The following is a 21869-nucleotide window of genomic DNA, read 5'->3' on the forward strand; positions in this document are numbered from 1 at the left end:
TTATATCGATGTCCAGGGGCCGTGGCATGACGATCTTGCCACGGCTTGCAATGCTTGTGCGAAACTCAGGCGCCGCGCGGACGTTTGACCTGCAGCAAAATGAAATGGGTCCACGCCAGTGCCGGCAACACCAGCAACAGCAGCATCAGTCCGGCCGGCATATCCGGCACGAAGCGCACGAAGCAGGCGAGAAAAGCGGCGATGGCCAGCCAGAAGCGCCAGTTGAACGCATATGCCTTGCGCGCCACTGTCGCCAGCGCAATGCGCCAGAACTCCAGCAAGGCCCACAGGCCGCCCGTCAACAACAGAGCGGCCAGGGCATTGGCGCCGGGGGCGTCGGCCCAGGTGCGCACCAGGTTGTACAGCAGCACGGGATAGCCGGCCGTGATGGCCAGGGTGGCCGGGCCGGCGGCGATGACAGCTTCCAACAGCTGCCCTTTGGAACGATGATCCACTACCTCACCCCTATGCCACGACGCCAGAATGGGCGGCGGTCACTTGCAGCGCACCGGTCGCATCCTGCGTCCAGACGCGCGTAAAACGGAAGTCGCCATGCGTTTCCGCGTCGTGATAACTGCCCGTCAGCTGCATGCGCACGGAGACCACGGCCATGTTTCCGTTGACGCGCACATGGCGCTCGGAGGCGCGCAGATCGGTGATGGTCAGCAGGCGCTGCTCGTGCGCCGCCAGGTCCGCATGCTTGCTCAGCAAGTGCCCCAAGTGATTCGTAAACAACAAGTCATCGGCCAGCAAATCATTCAGTACAGCCACGTCGGAGGCCATCATGGCCAGGCGCAAGCGCTCTTCCGCATCGAGTACTTGGGCTTCCGTTAAAGCATTCATCTTTTTCCTTAAAAATAGTGCGCCAGATTAGCAAACGAACAAACGTGCAATGCTGGCATGAAATCTTCGTTTTCACAATCATCCGGCAGACCTATACCTGCGCTTATGCCTGTGAAGCATATTTATATAGCGTAATATTCGCAGCGGTATTGCGCAAAACGCCCCCATAGTACTGTACAGTGCTTGCCCTTCCGCCCCGGGCTGGGGCAGTTGTCAGTTGTAGTACTGTTTTATGTGCTGCGTGCAGTCTCGAATAAAACCAAGATAAGGCCCCCTTCATGGCAATTAACATCATTCTGAACCTGCTCGTAGCGTTGCTCGTCTTCGCCTTCATGTTCCACCAGCAACGCAAACACGCGACGTTTACCGTGCGCGTCTTCACGGGCCTGGGCCTCGGCGTGCTGCTCGGTGCGGCAGTGCAGTGGCTGTATGGCGCCGGCTCGCCCATCATCGCGGGCACCAATGAATACATCGACATCGTCGGCAGCGGCTACGTAAAACTGCTGCAGATGATCATCATGCCGCTGATCATGGTCTCCATCATTTCCGCCATTTTAAAACTCAAGGATGCGAGTTCCCTGGGCAAGATCAGCGCGCTGACCATCGGCACCCTCCTGATTACCACCACGATCGCCGCCGCGCTGGGCATTTTAATGGCCAAACTGTTCGGCCTGACGGCCGTCGGCCTGACCTCGAGCGCCGCGGAAGTGGCGCGCGGCGTGCAGTTGCAAGGCTCGCTGGAAACGGCGAAAGCCCTGTCGCTGCCCAAACTGCTGGTCAGCTTCGTGCCGACCAACCCCTTCCTCGACATGACGGGAGCGCGCAAGACGTCGACCATCGCCGTGGTGGTGTTTTCCATTTTCATCGGCATCTCGGCCACGGGCATCGCCGCGAAAAAGCCGGAAATCTTCGCTTCCTTCGAAAGCTTCATGAAAGTGGCGCACTCCATCGTCATGCGCATGGTCACCCTGGTGCTGCGCCTGACACCGTACGGCGTGTTCGCGCTGATGTTTGAGGTGGTGGCCTCGTCGAGCTACACGGACATCTTGAAACTGATCAACTTCGTCGTCGCCTCGTACAGCGCGTTGATATTGATGTTCCTGGTACACCTGGCCATCATCGCCGGAGTGGGCCTGAACCCGCTGCGCTTCGTGAAAAAAGTCTTTCCCGTGCTGGCTTTCGCGTTTACGTCGCGCACGAGCGCCGGTTCGATACCGATGAGCGTGCAGACGCAAACCCAGCGCCTGGGCACGCCGGAAGGCATCGCCAACTTCGCCGCCTCGTTCGGTTCGACCATCGGCCAGAACGGCTGCGCCGGCATCTATCCGGCCATGCTGGCCGTGATGATCGCCCCTACCGTCGGCGTCGACCCGTTCACCGTCAGCTTCCTGCTGCCACTGCTGGCCATCATCACCATCGGTTCCGTTGGCGTGGCCGGCGTGGGCGGCGGTGCCACGTTTGCCGCGCTGATCGTGCTGTCGGCCATGGACTTGCCCGTCGCACTGGCCGGCTTGCTGATCTCCGTCGAACCGCTGATCGACATGGGCCGCACGGCCCTCAACGTGAGCGGCTCGATCACGGCCGGCACCGTCACCAGCAGGGTCATGGGACAGACCGACCTGGCCGTCTACAACAGCGACGACGCGCCCGACTTGGATGAAGCGGAACATGCCGCCTAAGTAGCCATCCACCGGCGCGCCGCGCCTTGCCGCTTTCATCTATATTGATACATAGTCAATACTTAGGAAGGCGCAAGGCGATGGAACAGAAATGGCCGCAGCAAATCTGGATCGTGCGTCACGGCCAAAGTGCCGGCAACGTGGCGCGCGATGCCGCCGAAGCGGAAAAACAGCTGTTGATCGCCATCGCCGAGCGCGATGTCGATGTCCCCCTCTCCGAGCTTGGCGCGCGCCAGGCGCACGCCCTGGGCGACTGGTTCGCCGCCCTCCCCCCTGAACAACAACCGACCGTCGTGCTGTACTCGCCCTACGTGCGGGCGCAGCAGACGGCGCAAGCCGTGCTGGCGCGCATCGATGCGGACAGCCTCGCCTCCGTGGTGGCCGACGAACGCCTGCGCGAAAAGGAATTCGGCATTCTCGACCGCCTGACCGTGCACGGCATCGCCAGCAAGTACCCGGAACTGTACGAGCAGCGCCAGCACGTCGGTAAATTTTACTTCCGCCCACCGGGCGGCGAAAGCTGGTGCGACGTCATCCTGCGCCTGCGCAGCGTGCTCGACACCATCACCCGCGAATACCGGGGCGAACGGGTACTGATCGTCGGCCACCAGGTCATCGTCAACTGCTTGCGCTACCTGCTGGAACGCTGCGACGAGCAGGCCATCCTGGCCATCGACAAGGCGGCCGACGTACCCAACTGCGGCGTCACCTCCTACGCTTTCAATCCCGCCCTGGGCAGGCACGGCAAGCTGCAACTGGACCTGTGCAACTTCGTCGCGCCGCTGGAAGCGGCCGGCACCCCCATCACGGCCCAGCCCGACATGCCGACTGCGCCGAAATCCTGATACTTCGGAGGCATGCTTGGACGCTATCGACAGCACGCCTTGGCTACATCACGCCTTCCCTGCCGCGTTCCTGGCGGCATAAAAACAACAGCATAAGCATATCCAGAAAGAATCGTTAGCGCCGGCGGGTGCCTCCCTTAAGCTCATGGCAACTGTTTTCACACCGACACTAATCGAGCCCAAAGGACCACGCCGTGCATCCGCGCCATTTCTATCCTGTATCTGCCACTCCCGCCACGCCGCTGCGCACCATCGTGCTGGCCTGCGCCATGCTGGGCGCACCGTCCGCCTGGGCACAAGATGCGCAAGCCACCACCGGCAGCGCCAATGAAACGACCGGCGCCAGCATCGACCAGGTCACCGTCGTCGGCTCGCGCGCGCGCAATCGCACGGTGTTCGACAGCAGCGTGCCCATCGACCGCTTCGGCACGCGCGAAGTGAGCAATGCGCTGTCGACAGGCGACGTGGGCGCGGCCCTGCAAAACCTGTCGCCGTCGATCAATTTCCCCCGCATCGAGTCGAGCGGCGCATCAGACTCCGTGCGCGGCATCCAGTTGCGGGGCCTCGCGCCCGACCAGGTGCTGGTGCTGATCAACGGCAAGCGCCGCCATACGAGCGCCGTGCTCGACACGGAAAGCAGCTTTGCCGGCACCGTGCCGGTCGACATCAACGCCATTCCGCCCAACGCCATCGACCACATCGAAATCCTGCGCGACGGCGCCGGTGCCCAGTACGGCAGCGACGCCGTGGCGGGCGTGATCAACATCGTGCTGAAAAAAGCCCGCACGGGCGGCGCCGCCTCCGTCAGCTATGGCGCCAACCACACGCATTTCGACCCGACCGATCAAACCCTGACGGATGGCCAGACCGTCATCGTCAACGCCGACTATGGCGTGCCGCTGGGCGAAGCGGGGTTCTTCCGCTTCGGCGCGGAAACGCGGCGCCGCTCGCCCACGGAACGGGCCGGCCCCAGCGACGCGGGCTGGACTTCCTACAACTTCACGCCGGCCGACCAGGCGCTCGACGGCAAAGTGGTGTTCAAGTCGGGCGACTCGCGCCAGCACAACAACTACCTGTTCTACAACACCCAGCTCACCCTGGCCAACGGCCTGGACCTGTACTCGTTTGCCACCTTGAACGAGCGCAAATCCGACGGCAGCGCCTACTTCCGCTATCCGGGCGACCCGTCGAATGTGCCGGCCCTGTATCCGAACGGCTACCGCCCCGTCACCAACGGCGACAAGAGCGACCTCAGCATCGTGGCCGGCGTGCGTGGCAGCACGGGCGAGTGGAACTGGGATGCCAGCGCGCGCCACGGCAGCGACCGCTTTGACTACGGCGTAAGCCACTCCGTCAACGCTTCGCTGGGCGCGGCCAGCCCCACGCGTTTCAAGCTGGCCGGCTTCGACTTCCGCCAGAACGCCTTGAACCTTGATGCCACGCGCAGCATCGACATCGGTTTGCCCGCCCCTTTGAGCCTGGCAGTGGGCGCCGAATGGATGCGCGAAACCTACACCAGCTCGGCCGGCGACCCCGCTTCGTATGCGGCCGGCAGTTTTACTGACGCGCCACCGGGCGCGCAGGCGGGACCGGGCTTGCGCCCGTCGGACGCCTACGACGGCAGCCGGCAGATCCGCTCCGTGTATGCGGACGTGGAAAGCGACCTCACGCCGCGCCTGCTGATGGGCGCCGCCGCCCGCTATTCCGACTACAGCGACTTCGGCAGCGCCAGCACGGGCAAGCTGTCCACGCGCTATAAAGTGACGGACAACTTCCTCGTGCGCGGCTCACTGTCGAACAGCTTCCGCGCACCGGCCCTCGTGCAGACGGGCTTCCGCTTCGCCACATTAAACTTCAACGCCGATGGTACGGCCTTGCAAACGGCGGCCCTGCTGCCGGCCAGCGACCCGCTGGCGCGCAGCTTCGGCGCGCAACAGCTGAAACCTGAAAAGTCGACCAACGTCTCGCTAGGCCTGGCCTGGAAACCGGCCGCCGCCACCAGCGTGACGGTGGATGCCTACGTGATCCGTATCCGCGACCGCATCACGCGCTCGAGCGACTTGCAGAGCGACGCCGTCACCGCCTACCTGGCCGCGAATGGCCGCAGCGACATCCAGTCCGTGGCCTACCTGGCCAACCTGCTCGACACGCGCACAAAAGGCCTGGACGTGGTGCTGAATCACGACCTGGCCTTCACGTCAGGCAAGCTGAACCTGAACGCGGCGCTGAACCTGAACAAGACCAGTCTCGACAAGGTGCGCCAGAGTTCCGCTGCGCTGGCCAATATCGATCCCAGCCTGACCCTGCTGACGGAGACAAGTTTGTTCCGCATCAAACATGCGTCACCGACCAGCAAATTGATCCTCGGCGCCGATTGGCAGACGGCCGGCTGGGGCGTGCAGGCGCGCGCCACGCGCTTCGGCGAGCTGAAAGATTTTTCGTATGACAGCGATGCGCCGCTGATCGATGGCATCCCCGCGCAGCGCTTTGGCGCCGTCTGGTCGCTGGACCTGGAAGGCCAATTGAAACTGAGCAAGCAACTGACGGTGAGCGTGGGCGGCAACAATATCCTCGACCGCTATCCGCAGCGGGTGCGGGAAACGAATAACGCCACGTATGGCGGCGCCCTGCCCTACAATTTCATCAACCCCATCGGCGTCAATGGCGCCTACTTTTACGCTAAATTAAGCTACACGTTCTGACACTGGATACAAAGGAAATCATGATCATCAAACGCCTCTCCCACCTCGTCGCCGGCGCCTGCCTGAGCACCCTCCTGCTGTCGCCCGCTCAGGCTGCCGCGCCGCTGGTGCTGATGACGGACTTCGGCACGGCCGATGGCGCCGTCTCCGCCATGCATGGCGTCGCCTATGGCGTCGATCCCCAGCTCACCATCTCGGACCTGACGCACCAGATTCCCGACTACGATATCTGGCTGGGCGCCTACCGCTTGTACCAGACGGCCAATTACTGGCCGCAAGGCACGGTGTTCGTGTCCGTCATCGATCCTGGCGTGGGGACCAATCGCAAGTCGGTGGTGTTGAAAACCAAGGGTGGCCGCTACTTCGTGGGGCCGGACAATGGCCTGTTCACCCTGATCGCCGAGCGCGACGGCGTGGCCGAACTGCGCGAAATCGACGAAAAGGTCAACCGCCTGGCGGGATCGAGCGAGTCGTACACCTTCCATGGCCGCGACGTGTACGCGTATGTCGGTGCGCGCCTGGCCTCGGGCGCCATCAGCTATGAACAGGTGGGCCCGCAATTGCCGAGCGAATCCGTGGTGAAGATCGCGTATCAAAAACCTGTGCGCGACGGCAACACCATCCGCGGTATCGTGCCCGTGCTGGACGTGAAATATGGCAATGTGTGGACGAATATTCCGAAGTCCCTGCTCGACGCATTGCAGGTAAAACTGCATGACCCGCTGCAAGTGCGCATTTTGCACAAGGGCAAGCAAGTGGCCAAGGTCACGGCGCCCTTCGAGCACACGTTTGGCGGCGTCGCCAAGGGCAAACCCCTGGTCTACCTGAACAGCCTGCTCGATGTCGCTATCGCCATCAGCCAGGGTGACTTTGCGACCAAGCATCACATCGAGTCGGGCGTGGATTGGGAAGTGGAAGTAAGCAAGGCCCCTGCCGCCAAATAAACCATTCGTTCGCGGCCAGGACGCCCTGTCCTGGCCCATCTGGCCATATCCATTGCGGGTTTGCGCTACGTCAAACCCAGCGCTCTGCCCGCCCCCGCCAACACCACGCATGTACAAGTCCGGTGAACCTGTACCACCCCACCCACTCTAAACCTTGCAAGCGATGCCAGCCTTGTTCCAGATGCGCAATCTGGCGGGGCATGCGTTTCCACGACAGTCTTCCACTGAAAAGGAACAATCATGACGGCTCCACTCCTGACCACCAGCAAGCTCGTCCTCGGTAGCGCCATCGTCTGTGCGCTGCTGGGTGCTTGCAACAAACACAGCGACACCAGCACCACCGCCACACCCGCCGCCACCGAGCCGGCAACGCCGCCCGCCACCAGCGGCACTTCCGGCACCACGGGCACGACCAACCCGGACACCACGACGCCGGCCACGCCTGGTATGACACCGGGCACCACCACCAATCCCGATGGCACGACCACCCCGCCATCGACCACGCCGCCCCACAACGGTACGACACCGGGAACAGGTACCGGGACCACTTCTCCACCGCGCAACAGCTAGCGCACCCTGGCCAGCCGGACAGGCAAAAAAAGAGCCTTCCGCAGAAGGCTCTTGAAATACCACGGCGCAGCGCAAGCCACGCCTTGGCCCGGTATTACTTTTGCAGGCTGACCGACGCCGCTTTCGGCGTGCGGCGTCCCATCAGGAACAGCACGGCCTTTTTCAGCATGCGGTAGACGAAGCGCACCAGCAGCAGGGTCAGCACGCACTCGATCAAGGTCAGGATCATGGCCACGGCCACGGGCATGCGCGCGGCGCGGCGGTGGAACTTGGCCACGGCGCCATCGCGGGCGATTTCGATGCTGTCATAGAAGGTCGGCACTACCAGCAGGGTCAGAATCGTCGAGGTGATGGTGCCGCCGATGATGGCGATCGCCAATGGACGGTAGAACTCGCCGCCCTCGCCCAGGCCCAGCGCCACGGGGAACATGCCGGCGATCAGTGCAAACGTCGTCATCAGGATGGGACGCAAACGCATGCGGCCCGCATACATCAGCGCGTCTTCGCGGCCATGGCCCTCTTCCTCGCGCTTGCGCGCCGCGTCCAGCAGCAAGATGGCGTTCTTGGCGACCAGGCCCATCAGCATGATGATGCCGATAAAGCTCATCAGGTTGAGGGTATTGTTGGTGATCACCAGCGCCACCACCACGCCGATCAGACTCAGCGGCAAGGACATCATCACGGCCACCGGCGCCGTGAAAGAACCAAACTGCATCACCAGGATCAAATACATCAGGCCGATACCCATCACCAGCGCGATCAGCATTTCCGTGAACAGCTCCTGCTGGTCCTGGCCGGCGCCACCGAGTGCCAGGCCGTAGCCGGGCGGGAAGTCGATGGAGTTGGCCAGCTTCATGGCGTCGGTCGTCACTTCGCCGTTCGAGCGGCCTTGCGCATTGGCCGACACGGTGATCGTGCGCTTGCCATTCTTGTGCTCGATGCCGGACGGGCCCTTGCCCATGGTAATGGTGGCGATCTGGTCAAGCGGCACCATTTGCGACGTGCCCGTCACGCTGATCGGCAGGCGTTCGATGTTTTCCGATGCCACGCGGTCATCGGGATGCAGGCGCACGGCCACGTCGCGCGTTTCGCCCGTCGGATCGACCCAGTCGCCCACTTCCACGCCGGCAAACGCCACGCGCAGCGATTGCGCCGCATCATTGACGGAAATGCCCATCGAGTTGGCCAGGCCACGGTTGAGCTCAATCTGCAGCTCGTTTTTCGGGTCCTGCTCGGACAAGCCCACGTCGACGGCACCGGGAATGGCGCGCAGCTTGTCCATGTAGGCGTTGGTAATTTCCATCAGTTTACGCGAATCGGGACCCGTGAATTCCACCTGGATGGGCTTTTGCGAACCGTTGCTCAAGTCATCCTGCACCACGTATTCGGCGCCCACCAGGCGCGACATCTTCTCACGCAGCTCGACCGCGATTTCCTTGGCCGAACGCTTGCGGGTGTTGCGCTTGCCGATGTCGACATACACGCGGCCGCCACCAGCATTGATGGAACTGTTGGTATCCTTGGTTTCAGGCAAGGTGCGCGCCAGCACGGCCGCCGCTTCCAGTTTCAAACGCGAATACTCGATGCTGCTCGACGATGGCGTGCGTACATTGATCATCAGGTTGCCCGAGTCGGATGCAGGCAAGAAACTCGTGCCGCCATGCGTGGCGTGCAGGGCAATGGCCCCCACCAGGCTGCCGAAGGCGATGACGGCCATCCAGCGGCGGTGATGCAGGGCCCAGGCGATCACGCGGCCATAGCGGTCGGCCTGGTGGTCGAACCAGTGGTTGAATTTCTCCAGCACGCGGCCGATGCCCTTTTTCGGCGCCGAGTGTTCCTCGACCGGGTCGCCCCAGTAGGCCGACAGCATGGGGTCGAGCGTAAACGAGATGCCCAGGCTGACCAGCACCGAGCACGTCACCGTCAAGGCAAACGGGCGGAACCATTCGCCAGAGATACCGGGCATGAAGGCCACGGGAATGAAGACGGCGATGATGGAGAACGTCGTGGCGGCCACGGCCATGCCGATCTCGGCCGTGCCTTCCAGCGCGGCCGTGCGACGGTCCTTGCCCATTTGCATGTGGCGCACGATGTTTTCACGCACCACGATGGCGTCATCGATCAGCACGCCGATGGCCAGCGACAGGCCCAGCAAGGTCATGAAGTTCAGGGTAAAGCCGCACAGCCACACGGCAATGAAGGCGGCAATCACGGACGTAGGCAGGCTCAGCGCCGTGATCAGGGTCGAACGCCACGAGTTCAGGAAGGCGTAGACGACGAAAATTGTCAGCACGGCGCCCAGGACCAGCGATTCGATCACATTGTTCAGGCTATGCTGGGCGTTTTCGCCACCGTCGCGCGTCACTTGCAAGATCGTGCCTTTCGGCAAGGTCTTGTTGATTTCCGCCACCATGTCGCGAATCTTGTTGGCCACGCTGACGGTGGAGGCGTCGCGCACGCGGGTAATCGACATGCCCACGTTGGGCTTGCCGCTGCGCATGCTCAGGCTGTTGACTTCAGCAAAGCCATCCACGATGGTGGCCACTTGCGCCAGGCGCACGATTTCCTCGCCGCGGCGCTTGATCACCACTTTTTCGAAGTCGCTTGGCGACTCGATGCGGCCCACCAGGCGGATGCTTTTCTCGTCCAGGATGCCGCGCACCTTGCCCACGGGCGCATTCGTGTTCTGGTTGCGCAAGGCAGTGACGACGTCGCTGACGGAAACGTTATATTCACGCAATTTTTCCGCGCGCAGCAGCACGGACAGCTCGCGCTTCAGCGAACCGCCCACGTTGACCAGCGCCACGCCATCGACGGTGCGGAAGCGGTCCGACAGCACGTCCTCGGCCAGGCGCGAAATTTCCGCGTGGCTTTGCGTATTCGACGACAGTGCCAGCTGCATGATCGGCTCGGCGGCCGGGTCGATGCGCTGCAAGATAGGCTCCCGCATTTCCGTCGGCAACTTGTAGCGCACGGCGGCAATCGAATTACGGATATTGTCGGACGCCTCGATCAAATTGGTATTGAAGGAAAACTTCAGGAAGATGGTGGCCGAACCTTCATTCGAATCGCTGTTGACCTCGGTCACGCCGGAAATGCTTTGCAAGGATTTTTCCAGGCGGTTCACCACTTCGCGCTCGACCGTATCAGGTGATGCGCCAGGGTAAGGAATGCTGACGACGATGAAGGGCACTTCGACGTCCGGGTTCTGGTTGACGCGCAATTTCTTGAGCGCCAGCAAGCCGACACACATCATGGCCAGAATCAGGACGATGGTGGCGGTAGGCCGCTTGATACTGAAATCGGAAAGGAACATGGCTTAGTTTCCTTTACCGGCAACGGCGGTGCTGCTGCTGGCCACGGCGGCGGCTGGCACGGCCTTGGCTGCCGTCAATTCCACCTTCTGCCCATCCTTGAAGGTGGAACCCGGCGTGCGCAGCACGGTGTCGCCGCTGGCCAGGCCGCTTTGCACTTCCCACTGCCCCGTGCGCACGTCGCGCGCGCCGATACGCAAATTGGTTTTATGCAAGGCCTTGTCCTTGACCTTCCACGTGTAGGTCACGTCGCCCGCCTTGACCAAAGCCGAGTCGGGTATCATCAGCGCGCTGACGGTTTCCGTCTCGATGCGCCCTTCCGCATACAGGCCGGCCACTCTCGGCTGTTCCTTGTCATTGAAATCGACCAGCACGGCCACCTGGCGCGTGACGGCATTGGCGGCAGGATCGACGCGGCGCACCTTGCCCGCGAAATCCTGGCCTGGATAACCATTGATGCGGAACAGCACGGGCTGGCCCACCTTGACGACGCCGATCTTGTCGGCCGACACCAGGCCCTCCAAACGCATGCTGGTCGGATCGATGACCTTGATCAATTCCTTGCCGATTTGCGCCGTATCGCCATTCGACACCTTGCGCTCGCTCACGATGCCGTCGAACGGCGCACGCACGAGGGTGCGCTGCAGCTGCTGGCGGGCTTGCGCGGCGCGGCTTTTCGCGGCGGACAGATCGCTTTGCGCATTATTGCGGCGAATTTCCGCGTCTTCCAGCGCCTGCGTCGACGTCATGCCCGAGGCGCGCAGGGTTTTCATGCGCTGGAACATGCGTTCGGACTGTTCCAGCACCTGGCCCGAGGCACGGCTGGCTTCCTCGGCCGAATTGAGGCTGTCGCGAATGGACGTTTCATCCAGGCGCACCAGCACGTCGCCCCGCTTGACGACTTCGCCGTTTTCCTTCATGACCTGGATCACCACGGCCGACACTTCGGCGCGCAAGTCCGCGTTGCGCTCGGGCTGCACGGAACCGGTGATGACGGGACCCGACGCCAGCGCATTGCTCTGGATGGTCAGCAGGTCTTCCGGGGAAACGAGCAAATTGACGGCGGCGCCCGCCTGTTCCTTGGCATTCTTGCCGCCCTTGCCGGGATCTTTGGACTCTTTGCCGCAGGCGGTCAGGGCAGAAGCGATTGCCAGAACAAACAGGGTTTTGCGCAACATGGGTAATTCTCCGGATAGATAGCACCGCGACGGTCCCGCAGCCCGGATAGGGCTGCAGGCGTTAGCAGGCATTTATTTTTATTAAAACCACAAGCGCCAAAGTATCCATGAGCGTGTCCGGGCATGTCAATCGGCGGTTTCCTGTAATGCTTTAATCAATGGATGAAACGTAGTTTTTACGCCCTGAAACGCAAAACCCCGCCTTGAAGCGGGGTTTTGCGTTTCTGGAGAAGCGAGCTTAGCGGCTAAAAACGGTGTTGATCAGGAAACCGATCGCCACGCCCGTGCACAGGCCGCCGGCGATTTCCACCAGGGTATGGCCCATGCGCTCGCGCAAGGTCTTGTGCGCGGCGCTGGCCGCTTCCCCGGCCAGGCGGTTGATGGCCGCCGCCTGCTTGCCCACATGCTGGCGCAGGCTGTTGGCGTCGATGATGACGATGAAGGCCAGGGTCACGGCCACGCCGAAGGCGGGGTGGCCGATGCCTTCGCGCAAGGCGATCAGGGTTGCCATGCTGGACACAACAGCGCTGTGGTTGCTGGGAAAGCCGCCATTGCCGACCAGGCCGAACGCCCATTGCCGCGTGCGGACACTGTTGATCAGGAATTTGATCGGTCCGACCAGGATCCAGGCGATCAGGGGCGTGACGAGGTAAGCGATATCCACGGGTATTCCTTCTTTTATATGTATAGAGTGTGTCTGGAGAGACGGGCGCGCCGCAATTATCGCAGATCATCCACGCCAGCAGAACTGTCTGGCGTCAGACTATAAAACGCGGCCCCGGGCGGCAACTAATATAAAATCATGGCATATACAACAATTGACGTATATCAACACTGAGCGCGGCGCGCACAGCGGCGCGGATAATCAAACGTCTTTCATACTTGCAACGGGGTCCTCATGCGGCATTTCAGAATTTCCTTTTTAGTCACTTTTATCCTGATGGCGGTATCGGGCTGGTGGGGTTACAGCCATGGCGGCATGCCCGGCCTGATCAATGCCCTGTGGATCACGGGCGTGCTGGGCGTCATGGAAGTGTCGCTGTCGTTCGACAATGCCGTGGTGAATGCCTCGGTCTTGCGCCACTGGAATGAATTCTGGCAAAAACTGTTTTTGACGGTCGGTATCCTCGTGGCCGTTTTCGGCATGCGGCTGCTGTTCCCGCTGGTCATCGTATCCGTCGCCACGGGCCTGGGCCTGGTCGACGTCTGGACCATGGCCACCACCACGCCGGATGTATATGCCAAGCACCTGACGGACAACCATGCGCAAGTGGCGGCCTTCGGCGGCGCCTTCCTGCTGCTGGTGTTCCTGAACTTCCTGTTCGACGATGAAAAAGAATTGCACTGGCTGGGCTGGGCCGAGGAAAAAGTCAATGCGCTGGGCACCGAAAGCCTGGCCGTGCTGATCACCATGGGCGCCGTGGCCGCCTGCGTGGCGATGGGCCCTGCGGAAGAAAAATACAGCGTGCTCGCTTCGGGCGTCGTCGGCATCGCCGTCTACATCGGTGTGAACTGGATCAGCGGCTTGCTGGAAGAAGGCGAACCGGACTTGCAGGATGACGCGGAAGAAGGCGCCGCGCCAGCCAAAAGCGGCAATGGCGACCTGGTCAAGTCGGTGGCGCGCGGCAGTATCGGCGGTTTTCTGTACCTGGAAGTGCTGGATGCCTCGTTCAGCTTTGACGGCGTGATCGGCGCCTTTGCCATCACCAACGACGTCGTCATCATCATGCTGGGCCTGGCCATCGGCGCCATGTTCGTGCGCTCGATGACGGTCTTCCTGGTGCACAAGGGCACGCTGGACGAATTCGTCTACCTCGAGCACGGCGCCCATTACGCGATCGGCATCCTGGCCTTGATCATGCTGACGTCCGTCAAGTACCATATTCCAGAGTGGTTCACGGGCCTGTCGGGCGTGGCATTCATCCTGGTCTCGCTGTGGTCGTCCCTGCGTTATCGCAAACGGCACGCGGCACAAGCTTGAAATCGGGGGTTGCGCCCCCAATTGAAAGAGTAATGGCACGAGCGCCTGGCGCTCATCCCATGAAGGCATGTTTAAGCTAAATCACTAAAAGGAGCACCACATGGCAATCAGTTTGCAAAAAGGCGGCAACGTCAACCTGAGCAAGGAAGCACCGAACCTGAAGAAGATCATCGTCGGCCTCGGCTGGGATCCTCGTTCCACGGATGGCGCCACCTTCGACCTTGACGGTAGTGCTTTCCTCCTGAAAAGCGACGGCAAAGTCCGTGGCGACTCTGACTTTATCTTCTACAACAACCTGAAGTCGACCGACGGTTCCGTCGTCCACACGGGCGACAACACCACGGGCGAAGGCGAAGGCGACGATGAGCGCATCGAAATCGACCTGTCGCGCGTACCAGCCGACATTGACCGCGTCAGCATCACCGTCACCATTCACGATGCCGACGCGCGCCGCCAGAACTTCGGCATGGTCTCGAAAGCCTTCATCCGCTGCCTGAACGCGGAAGGCGAAAAAGAAATCGCCCGCTACGACCTGTCCGAAGACAGCTCGACGGAAACGGCGATGATCTTTGGCGAAATCTACCGCTACAACGGCGAATGGAAGTTCAAGGCCATCGGCCAGGGCTTCAACGGCGGCCTGGGCCCTCTGGCCCGTTCGTTCGGTGTGAATGCCTAAACGTTTTATGCGCTAAACACAGCCGCCTGGACGTACTCAGGCGGCTTTTTTTTGGAGATTTATCATGCCAGTATTTAGTGTCACGGGAGACGTAGATCCCTTCCTCCACGTCAGCATGAAGCAGGGCGAAACCATCTATTGCGAATCGGATGCGATGGTGATGATGGAGACGGCGCTGGACTTGAAAGGCAAGATGACGGGCGGCTTGGGCAGCGCCATCATGCGCCGCTTCGCGAATGGCGAATCGTTCTTCCAGCAGCACATCGAAGCGGTGCGTGGCAGCGGCGACTGCCTGCTCTCGCCCACCCTGCCGGGCGCCATCGAAGTGGTCGACGTGGGCGCGCGCCAGTACCTGCTCAACGACGGCGCCTTTGTCGCCGCCACCTCGGGCACGGAAATGAAGGTGCGCACGCAAAGCATCGGCAACGCGCTGTTCGCCCAGTCTGGCGGCTTCTTCGTCATGGAGACGGCCGGCACGGGGCAAGTGGTGGTGTCGGGCTTCGGCTCCATGTTCCAGCTCGACGTCGAGCCAGGCAAGGATGTCGTGATCGACAATTCCCACGTGGTGTGCTGGGACAATAGCCTGAAATACGAGATTTCCGTGACCACGGGCGGCGGTGCCAGCGGCGGCGGCATCGGCGGCTTCCTCGGCAATATCGTCAACAGCGTGACCAGCGGCGAAGGCATCGTGCTGCGCTTTTCCGGCTCGGGCAAGGTCTTCATCTGCTCGCGCAACCGCGACGCCTTTTTAAAATGGACGGCCAGCGGCAAAGCCGGCTGATTCCCCCTCTATAAGGCCAGGTTAAGTTTTTCTGGCTACACTGCCCGCGCGCGCACCTGCGCGCGGCTTCCCCTTTCTTTACCCGGTCCCCCGTACATGCAAAGAGTTTGGTTCAACAAAACATTTTCCTCGGTCGGCACGGCCATGCGTTTGATCCGCGAGGCCGACATGGCCGCCACAAGCGGCGCGCCCCGCTATCACATCGTGTGCAGCAATACGAACGCGCACGCGGCCGCCTTCCTGTCGGCCCACGAATATGCGGTCGAACCGTCAGGACTGACGGGGCACAATTATGTCGAGTGGTGCCTGGAGTTTTGCCGCGAGCGGGGTATCACGATTTTCTGGCCCGGCAAGGAAGCGGGCCTGATCGGCAGCGCCAGCGCGCGCTTCGCCGCCCTCGGCACGCGCGTGCTCAGCGTGGCCACCGAAGAGGTACTGGACCTGATGCACGACAAGGCACGCTTCTGCGACGGCCTCGATCTGCCCATGGCGCGCCCGGCCGACTACCGCGCCGTGACCACCATCGCGCAATACGACGCCGCCTACGCCGAACTGCGCCCCCTGCACCGCAAGCTGTGCATCAAGCCGTCCGAATCCGTGTATGCCCTGGGCTTTGCCATACTCGATGAAGAGCGCAGCAGCGCCCAGCTGCTGCTGGCCGGCGCCGCCTACCAGATCAATGCGCAGGAGCTGCGCAACGGCCTGGCGCAGATGGAAACGTTCAAGACCCTGCTGCTGATGGAATACCTCGATGGCCACGAATACAGCGCCGACTGCGTCGCCGACCAGGGCAAGCTGATTTGCGCCGTGCCGCGCAAGAAGCTGCATGGGGGCGGCAGCGGCCAGCTGATCGAACTGCGCGACGACTTGCTGGCAGCCTGCGACAAACTGGCGCGCGACTACCGCCTCAATGGCGTGTTCAACATCCAGTTCCGCGAAGGCGCGAATGGCCTGGCCTTGTTGGAGATCAACCCGCGCATGTCGGGCGGCATCGGCATGGCGTGCGCGGCGGGTCCCAACCTGCCCTACCTGGCGCTGGCCGGCTTCGACCAGGGCTTTGACAAGCTCAGCGTGCCCGCCATCCACGAAGGCATGCGCGTGGGCGAAGCCGCCTACGCCGTGGAGCTGCCATGAACAGCGTCAAGAAGCAGATGCCCACGGGCGAGCTGACCCTGAAGGTGGACGAGGCGCGCTTTCCGCTGGACTGGCTGATCGGCTTTGCCGCGCGCGCCAACGCCAAGCGCGGCTTCCTGTTCCTTTCAAAAGTGCTGGGCAAGCACTGGCCCGTCACGCCGCGCGCCATGCAAGCCATCCACGACGACCTGGCCGCACAAATCCCCCCCAGCCTGCCCGGCCCCGTGGTCTTCATCGCCATGGCGGAAACGGCCGTCGGCCTGGGCCAGGGCGTGTTCGAAGCCTGGCTGCGCGCCAATCCCGGCTCTTCCTGCAAAGCGCTGTTTTTGCACAGCTCGCGCTACCGCGTGGGCACGGTGCCCTTCTTCGAATTCGAGGAATCGCACAGCCACGCGCCACGCCAGTTCCTGCACTTGTCGGACGCGGCCAGCGCGCTGTTTTCCACCGCGCGCAGCCTGGTGCTGATCGACGATGAAGCGTCGACCGGCAACACCTTCGCCAACCTGGTGCAAGTGTGCCGCGCGCGCTATCCGCAGCTGGAAAAACTGCACCTGGGCGTGATCACCAATTTCATGGGCCAGGCCGCCAACGCGGGCTTGAGTGAGCGTTTCGGCCTGCCAACCACCGTCGGCGCGGCGCTGTCCGGCCACTACGCCTTCCAGGCCGGCGATACGCCAGCGCCGATAGCGGCCAGCGCGCAGCGCTTCGAAGCGAATGCGGAACGCGGCGCCAGCCCCGCCTTCGGGCGCATCGGCGTGGGACGCGCCCTCACGCCGCCGCAAGGTCTTGCCGTGCAACTGGCGCAGGAAATCGGCGCCGGCGACTCCGTGCTGGTGTTGGGCACGGGCGAATTCATGCACCCGTCGTTCCTGCTCGCGCGCGAGCTGGAAAGCCTGGGCAAGAACGTGGTGGTGCAATCGACCACGCGCTCGCCCATCCTGTCGTGGGGCTCCGTCGGCCATATCGTCCACTGCGACGACAATTACGGCGAAGGCATCGCCAATTACCTGTACAACGTGGCGCCTGGCCAGTACCAGCACGTTTTCATCTGCCATGAAACGCCGGCCAGCCCGGCCCTCATGCAACTCGCCGGCCAGTTGAATGGCCGCCTGTTCCACTTTCAGTCAGAGACCAAAATTGAAGAAATTCCTGTTTGTTGATCTGGACGACACACTGTTCCAGACCCCGAAAAAATGCCCAGGCGAGACCGACCTGCAAGCGGCCGCCTATTTGAAAAATGGCGACGCCTGTTCGTTTACGACGGCGCGCCAGCGCGCCTTCTTTGAATTCGCCCAAAGCGGCATGACCCTGATCCCCGCCACGGCGAGAAATGGCGACGCGTTCCGCCGCGTCGACCTGCCGTTTACCAGCTACAGCGTGCTCGATTACGGCGGCATCGTGCTGCAGCCGGGCGGCGCGCTCGACGCGGGCTGGCTGGCCCTGATGCAAAGCGACATGCAGACGGCGCTGCCCGGCCTGCAGGACGCCATGCGCATCATCGACGACTTCCAGATCAAGACGGGCATGCCCTCGCGCGCGCGCCTGATCGAGGATTACAACACGCCGTTCTACATCGTCGTCAAGGACCATGAAGCGCGCGGCGAACGCCTGGCCGACATCGAAGAGCAAGTGCTGCAGCAATGGATCGCCACCGAAGGTTCGGACTACTTCATCCACCGCAACGGCAACAACCTCGCCGTGCTGCCAAAGACCCTGAACAAGGCGCGCGCCGTGGCTTACCTGCGCGCGGAGCTGGAAGCCGAACATGGCCCCATTCTCAGCTTCGGCATGGGCGACAGCCGTTCGGACGCGCGCTTCATGGCCGCCTGCGACTACGCCATCATCCCCAACGGCACCCAGCTGGCGGCACTCACGGTGGCGGCGCTATGACCGACAGCACGCAGCATTTCAGCGGCAGCTACCGCCAGGAAGATGTGGAGTTCCTGCTCACGCCGATGGCGCTCGAACCCATCCTCGACCTGGCCGAAAAAGAGCGCTTGATCCAGTCCGGCCAGCGCCACTACAGCGAGATGCTGTCGCCAGAGTCTTTGCCCTCGCCCGCCTACCTGGCGCTGTTCCAGAGCGCATTTGCGGCCAACCGCCTGCAGATGGCGCGCGACTGTCTGCGCCTGGCAGCGCTGATCGCGGCGCGCCGCACTGGCGCCATTACGCTGGTGTCGCTGGCGCGCGCGGGCACGCCCGTGGGCGTCATCCTGGGACACTTGCTGCGCCAGGTATTCCAGCGCGAATGCAGCCACTATTCCGTCTCCATCATCCGCGACCGCGGCATCGACGCGAATGCGCTCAAGCACATCCTGGCACAGGGCCATGCGGCCGACTCCATCGTCTTCGTCGATGGCTGGACGGGCAAGGGCGTGATTTCACGCGAATTGCACCAGACCGTCAATGATTTCAATGCCGCCAATGGCACGGCGATCGACGGCGGCCTGTTCGTGCTGGCCGACCTGGCCGGCACGGCCGCCTGCGCCGCGTCGTCGGGCGACTACCTGATCCCGTCGAGCATTTTGAACGCCACCGTCTCGGGCCTGGTCAGCCGCTCCGTGCTCAATGAAGCCATCGGCCCCGACGACTTCCACGGCTGCGTGTACTACGCGCAGTTCGAGCAGCACGACCAGTCGCGCGATTTCGCCGACGGCCTGGTGGCCGACGCCATGGCCATTGCCGCCAGCAGCGGCATCCCGCTGGCCGAAGCGAGCGATGCGCCAGCCATGGCGGCGCGCTCGCAAGCCTACATGGCCGCTGCGCAGCAGGAATACGGCATCAGCGACATCAACCTGATCAAGCCAGGCATCGGCGAAGCGACGCGCGTGCTGCTGCGCCGCGTGCCCGAGCGCCTGATCGTGCGCGACACGAATGCGCCGGACGTGGCACATTTGCTGCTTCTGGCGCAGGAAAAAGCCATACCCGTCATAGTAGAACCGGCGCTGCCGTACCAGGCGGTCGCCCTTATCAGGAGCGCAGTCGATGGATAACAACTCCCTACACCCACAAAGTGAACACAAGGCGGCGCTGGGCGCCTCCATGTATGTGCCAACCACGCACAAGGACTTGCTGGCGATCGCCAATGGCGACAAATTCAGCCATTTGCGCTCGGTCATTCTTTGCACCGAAGACGCCATCGCCGAACGCGACCTTAGCTACGCGCTGTTCAATTTGTCGCTGGCGCTGCAAAACATGTGCGACGAATCGGATACCCTGCGCTTCGTGCGCGTGCGTAATCTCGAGGTACTGGCGCGCGTGCTGGGCATGCCCGGCGCCGAGAAATTGAGCGGCTTCGTGCTGCCGAAATCCACGCGCCACAACTTCGCCGCGTATTTCGAGCTGGTGCGCCACACGCACCATCTGCTGATGCCGACCCTGGAAACGGCGGAAGTATTCGACGACGACGAGATGAAGCAGTTCCGCATCATCCTGTCGGCGCCGGAAGTGCGGCGCCGCATCCTGGCCCTGCGCATCGGCGGCAACGATTTATTAGCCCTGCTGGGCCTGCGCCGCCCCACCAGCGGCACCATTTACCAGACCCCGCTGGGCCAGGTCATCGGCCGCCTGGTCACCATTTTCAAGCCGCACGGCTTCCAGCTGACGGCGCCCGTCTTCGAGCACCTGTCGCAGGGCAGCTGGCTCGACGCCGAAGTGGCGCAAGACATGGCGCACGGCATGATCGCCAAGACGGCCATCCACCCGGACCAAGTGCCGCAGATCGAGCGCCATTACCAGGTGGCGCAGTCGGACATCGAACTGGCATTGCGCATCATCGACCCGGATAGCCCGGCCGTGTTCCGCATGCAGGAATCGATGTGCGAAGTGGCCACACACAGCAGCTGGGCGCAGCGCATCATCGAACAGGCGCGCCTGTTCGGCATCCGCCATGCTGCCGACGCGGCACCGGCGCACGTTCCGACTACCTCATTGACTCAACTCTCAAGCGACGAAGGGATTGCACGACCATGACCAATTTCACACGCGGACAAAAAGGCAAACTGGCTGACCTGGGTTTGAATGGCCCGTTTGCCGTCACGCTCGATATCGTTTCGGGCTCGATGGAAGTGGACGTCAGCTGCTTCGGCGTCGATGCGGCCGGCAAGCTGTCGGACGACCGCTACATGGTGTTCTTCAACCAGAAAAGCGCGCCGGACAACGCCATCACGGTGGACTTGAACGGCCCCCGTTCCACCTTCCAGGTGGATCTGGCCCGTCTGCCCGCCTCGATCGACAAGCTGGTCTTCACGGCGGCGACGGAACAGGGCAGCATGCGCGCGCTGGGCAATTCCAGCATGGCGTTGGGCCAGGCGGCCACCTTCGCGTTCACGGGCAATGACTTCCAGGACGAGAAAGCCGTCATCATCGGCGAACTGTATCGCCGCGACGGCAGCTGGCGCTTCGGCGCCGTGGGCCAGGGCTTTGCGGGCGGCCTGGCGGCGCTGCTGAAGCACTTTGGCGGCAGCGAGGCGGCTTCGTCTTCCCCTGCGCCGGCTCCCGCGGCACCGCCAGCGGCGAATAAAATCTCGCTGTCGAAAATCCGCCTGGAAAAACGCGGCGACAAGATTTCGCTCGACAAGCGCGACAGCGGCGGCTATGGCCGCATCAAGGTCAACCTGAACTGGAACCAGAACGCCGCGCAAGGCCAGGCGCCCGCCTCGAAGCTGGACACGGGCTTCCTCGGCAAGCTGTTCAACAAGCCGGCCAGCCGTTCGGGCGGCATCGACCTCGATATCGGCTGCCTGTTCGAAATGAGCAATGGCAGCAAGAGCGCCGTGCAAGCCTTGGGCAACAGCTGGGGCGCCTATGACAGGCCGCCGTACATCCACCTGGAAGGCGACGACCGCACGGGCAGCATCAGCAGCGGTGAAAACATCTTCATCAACGGCACCCATTTCGACCAGATCAAGCGCGTGCTCGTCTACGCCTTCATCTACGAAGGCGTGCCAAATTGGGCCGCCACGGATGGCGTCGTGACGATCGAAATTCCCGGTCAGCCGACCGTGGAAGTACGCCTCGACAGCGACAGCCAGCACGCCATGTGCGCCATCGCCATGCTGGAAAACCACGGCGGCAACCTGCAGGTGACAAAATTGGTGGAATACTTCGGCGGCCAAGGTAAAATCACGGCGCACCAGGCCATGGACGAGCGCTACAACTTTGGCCTCAACTGGAAAGCCGGACGGAAAGACTAACTCTTTCTCCAACTAAACAATTCACCC

19 protein-coding genes are annotated in these 21869 nt (G+C 62.4%); 14 read left to right on the top strand and 5 right to left on the bottom strand.

Annotated features, from left to right (window positions below; genetic code table 11):
• Positions 1-65: 65 nt before the first annotated feature.
• Positions 66-455: a hypothetical protein gene (locus ACP7EG_RS26225; protein WP_071078746.1), complete on the bottom strand. Its 390-nt coding sequence runs from the start codon at positions 453-455 to the stop codon at positions 66-68.
• A 10-nt stretch (positions 456-465) separates the two neighbouring features.
• Positions 466-843 carry a nuclear transport factor 2 family protein gene (locus ACP7EG_RS26230; protein WP_071078747.1) on the bottom strand — a complete coding sequence of 126 codons (378 nt, stop codon included), beginning with the start codon at positions 841-843 and terminating at the stop codon, positions 466-468.
• Between the two features lie 278 nt (positions 844-1121).
• Here ACP7EG_RS26230 and ACP7EG_RS26235 point away from each other — a divergent pair, with 278 nt between their 5' ends.
• From ACP7EG_RS26235 to ACP7EG_RS26255, 5 genes are all read left to right on the top strand, one after another.
• Positions 1122-2522 carry an L-cystine transporter gene (locus ACP7EG_RS26235; protein WP_426090014.1) on the top strand — a complete coding sequence of 467 codons (1401 nt, stop codon included), beginning with the start codon at positions 1122-1124 and terminating at the stop codon, positions 2520-2522.
• 80 nt (positions 2523-2602) lie between these two features.
• Positions 2603-3367, top strand: a complete 765-nt coding sequence (locus tag ACP7EG_RS26240; RefSeq protein WP_426090015.1) for a histidine phosphatase family protein — start codon at positions 2603-2605, stop codon at positions 3365-3367.
• Between the two features lie 194 nt (positions 3368-3561).
• Positions 3562-6069 carry a TonB-dependent receptor plug domain-containing protein gene (locus ACP7EG_RS26245; protein WP_426090016.1) on the top strand — a complete coding sequence of 836 codons (2508 nt, stop codon included), beginning with the start codon at positions 3562-3564 and terminating at the stop codon, positions 6067-6069.
• A 20-nt stretch (positions 6070-6089) separates the two neighbouring features.
• A complete protein-coding gene (locus tag ACP7EG_RS26250) occupies positions 6090-7013 on the top strand; it encodes an SAM hydrolase/SAM-dependent halogenase family protein (protein ID WP_426090017.1) in 924 nt (307 codons plus the stop codon).
• Between the two features lie 240 nt (positions 7014-7253).
• Positions 7254-7583, top strand: a complete 330-nt coding sequence (locus tag ACP7EG_RS26255) for a hypothetical protein (protein ID WP_426090018.1) — start codon at positions 7254-7256, stop codon at positions 7581-7583.
• A gap of 94 nt (positions 7584-7677) precedes the next feature.
• Here the strand turns inward: ACP7EG_RS26255 and ACP7EG_RS26260 are convergent, their stop codons facing one another.
• The 3 genes from ACP7EG_RS26260 to ACP7EG_RS26270 form a co-directional block, all read right to left on the bottom strand.
• Positions 7678-10899: an efflux RND transporter permease subunit gene (locus ACP7EG_RS26260; protein WP_426090019.1), complete on the bottom strand. Its 3222-nt coding sequence runs from the start codon at positions 10897-10899 to the stop codon at positions 7678-7680.
• Positions 10900-10902: 3 nt separating this feature from the next.
• Complete coding sequence (locus tag ACP7EG_RS26265) at positions 10903-12075, bottom strand: efflux RND transporter periplasmic adaptor subunit (protein ID WP_426090020.1); 1173 nt, start codon at positions 12073-12075, stop codon at positions 10903-10905.
• Between the two features lie 238 nt (positions 12076-12313).
• Entirely contained in the window at positions 12314-12739 is a 426-nt protein-coding gene (locus ACP7EG_RS26270) for a divergent PAP2 family protein (protein ID WP_071078753.1), read from the bottom strand.
• Positions 12740-12973: 234 nt separating this feature from the next.
• Between ACP7EG_RS26270 and ACP7EG_RS26275 the strand changes: the two genes are divergently transcribed.
• The 9 genes from ACP7EG_RS26275 to ACP7EG_RS26315 all read left to right on the top strand — a co-directional run bounded on the left by ACP7EG_RS26275 (position 12974) and on the right by ACP7EG_RS26315 (position 21842).
• Entirely contained in the window at positions 12974-14056 is a 1083-nt protein-coding gene (locus tag ACP7EG_RS26275) for a DUF475 domain-containing protein (protein WP_426090021.1), read from the top strand.
• 100 nt (positions 14057-14156) lie between these two features.
• Positions 14157-14732: a TerD family protein gene (locus ACP7EG_RS26280; protein WP_096234446.1), complete on the top strand. Its 576-nt coding sequence runs from the start codon at positions 14157-14159 to the stop codon at positions 14730-14732.
• Between the two features lie 64 nt (positions 14733-14796).
• Positions 14797-15513, top strand: coding sequence for a TIGR00266 family protein (locus tag ACP7EG_RS26285; RefSeq protein WP_035826041.1), 717 nt, complete (start codon positions 14797-14799; stop codon positions 15511-15513).
• Positions 15514-15657: 144 nt separating this feature from the next.
• Positions 15658-16647, top strand: a complete 990-nt coding sequence (locus tag ACP7EG_RS26290) for an ATP-grasp domain-containing protein (RefSeq protein WP_426090022.1) — start codon at positions 15658-15660, stop codon at positions 16645-16647.
• Positions 16644-17807 carry a phosphoribosyltransferase domain-containing protein gene (locus ACP7EG_RS26295; protein WP_426090023.1) on the top strand — a complete coding sequence of 388 codons (1164 nt, stop codon included), beginning with the start codon at positions 16644-16646 and terminating at the stop codon, positions 17805-17807. The genes ACP7EG_RS26290 and ACP7EG_RS26295 overlap by 4 nt, the downstream gene beginning before the upstream one ends.
• Positions 17785-18537 (top strand): HAD family hydrolase, encoded by a 753-nt coding sequence (locus ACP7EG_RS26300; RefSeq protein ID WP_282409623.1) that lies wholly within the window; start codon positions 17785-17787, stop codon positions 18535-18537. The genes ACP7EG_RS26295 and ACP7EG_RS26300 overlap by 23 nt, the downstream gene beginning before the upstream one ends.
• Positions 18534-19640 (top strand): cysteine protease StiP family protein, encoded by a 1107-nt coding sequence (locus ACP7EG_RS26305; RefSeq protein WP_426090024.1) that lies wholly within the window; start codon positions 18534-18536, stop codon positions 19638-19640. Before ACP7EG_RS26300 ends, ACP7EG_RS26305 begins: the two co-directional genes overlap by 4 nt.
• Positions 19633-20619 (top strand): HpcH/HpaI aldolase/citrate lyase family protein, encoded by a 987-nt coding sequence (locus ACP7EG_RS26310; protein WP_426090025.1) that lies wholly within the window; start codon positions 19633-19635, stop codon positions 20617-20619. Before ACP7EG_RS26305 ends, ACP7EG_RS26310 begins: the two co-directional genes overlap by 8 nt.
• A complete protein-coding gene (locus ACP7EG_RS26315) occupies positions 20616-21842 on the top strand; it encodes a TerD family protein (RefSeq protein ID WP_426090026.1) in 1227 nt (408 codons plus the stop codon). Before ACP7EG_RS26310 ends, ACP7EG_RS26315 begins: the two co-directional genes overlap by 4 nt.
• Positions 21843-21869 lie beyond the last annotated feature (27 nt).

The sequence above is a fragment of the Janthinobacterium sp. PSPC1-1 genome (assembly GCF_049897625.1).
Classification (GTDB): Bacteria; Pseudomonadota; Gammaproteobacteria; order Burkholderiales; family Burkholderiaceae_D; genus Janthinobacterium; species Janthinobacterium tructae.

Bases quoted from the DNA above. Each gene is read 5' to 3' on its own strand.
- ACP7EG_RS26230 (WP_071078747.1), bottom strand. From the start codon at position 843: ATGAATGCTTTAACGGAAGCCCAAGTACTCGATGCGGAAGAGCGCTTG.
- ACP7EG_RS26235 (WP_426090014.1), top strand. From the start codon at position 1,122: ATGGCAATTAACATCATTCTGAACCTGCTCGTAGCGTTGCTCGTCTTC.
- ACP7EG_RS26240 (WP_426090015.1), top strand. From the start codon at position 2,603: ATGGAACAGAAATGGCCGCAGCAAATCTGGATCGTGCGTCACGGCCAA.
- ACP7EG_RS26250 (WP_426090017.1), top strand. From the start codon at position 6,090: ATGATCATCAAACGCCTCTCCCACCTCGTCGCCGGCGCCTGCCTGAGC.
- ACP7EG_RS26255 (WP_426090018.1), top strand. From the start codon at position 7,254: ATGACGGCTCCACTCCTGACCACCAGCAAGCTCGTCCTCGGTAGCGCC.
- ACP7EG_RS26260 (WP_426090019.1), bottom strand. From the start codon at position 10,899: ATGTTCCTTTCCGATTTCAGTATCAAGCGGCCTACCGCCACCATCGTC.
- ACP7EG_RS26265 (WP_426090020.1), bottom strand. From the start codon at position 12,075: ATGTTGCGCAAAACCCTGTTTGTTCTGGCAATCGCTTCTGCCCTGACC.
- ACP7EG_RS26275 (WP_426090021.1), top strand. From the start codon at position 12,974: ATGCGGCATTTCAGAATTTCCTTTTTAGTCACTTTTATCCTGATGGCG.
- ACP7EG_RS26280 (WP_096234446.1), top strand. From the start codon at position 14,157: ATGGCAATCAGTTTGCAAAAAGGCGGCAACGTCAACCTGAGCAAGGAA.
- ACP7EG_RS26285 (WP_035826041.1), top strand. From the start codon at position 14,797: ATGCCAGTATTTAGTGTCACGGGAGACGTAGATCCCTTCCTCCACGTC.
- ACP7EG_RS26290 (WP_426090022.1), top strand. From the start codon at position 15,658: ATGCGTTTGATCCGCGAGGCCGACATGGCCGCCACAAGCGGCGCGCCC.
- ACP7EG_RS26295 (WP_426090023.1), top strand. From the start codon at position 16,644: ATGAACAGCGTCAAGAAGCAGATGCCCACGGGCGAGCTGACCCTGAAG.
- ACP7EG_RS26305 (WP_426090024.1), top strand. From the start codon at position 18,534: ATGACCGACAGCACGCAGCATTTCAGCGGCAGCTACCGCCAGGAAGAT.
- ACP7EG_RS26310 (WP_426090025.1), top strand. From the start codon at position 19,633: ATGGATAACAACTCCCTACACCCACAAAGTGAACACAAGGCGGCGCTG.
- ACP7EG_RS26315 (WP_426090026.1), top strand. From the start codon at position 20,616: ATGACCAATTTCACACGCGGACAAAAAGGCAAACTGGCTGACCTGGGT.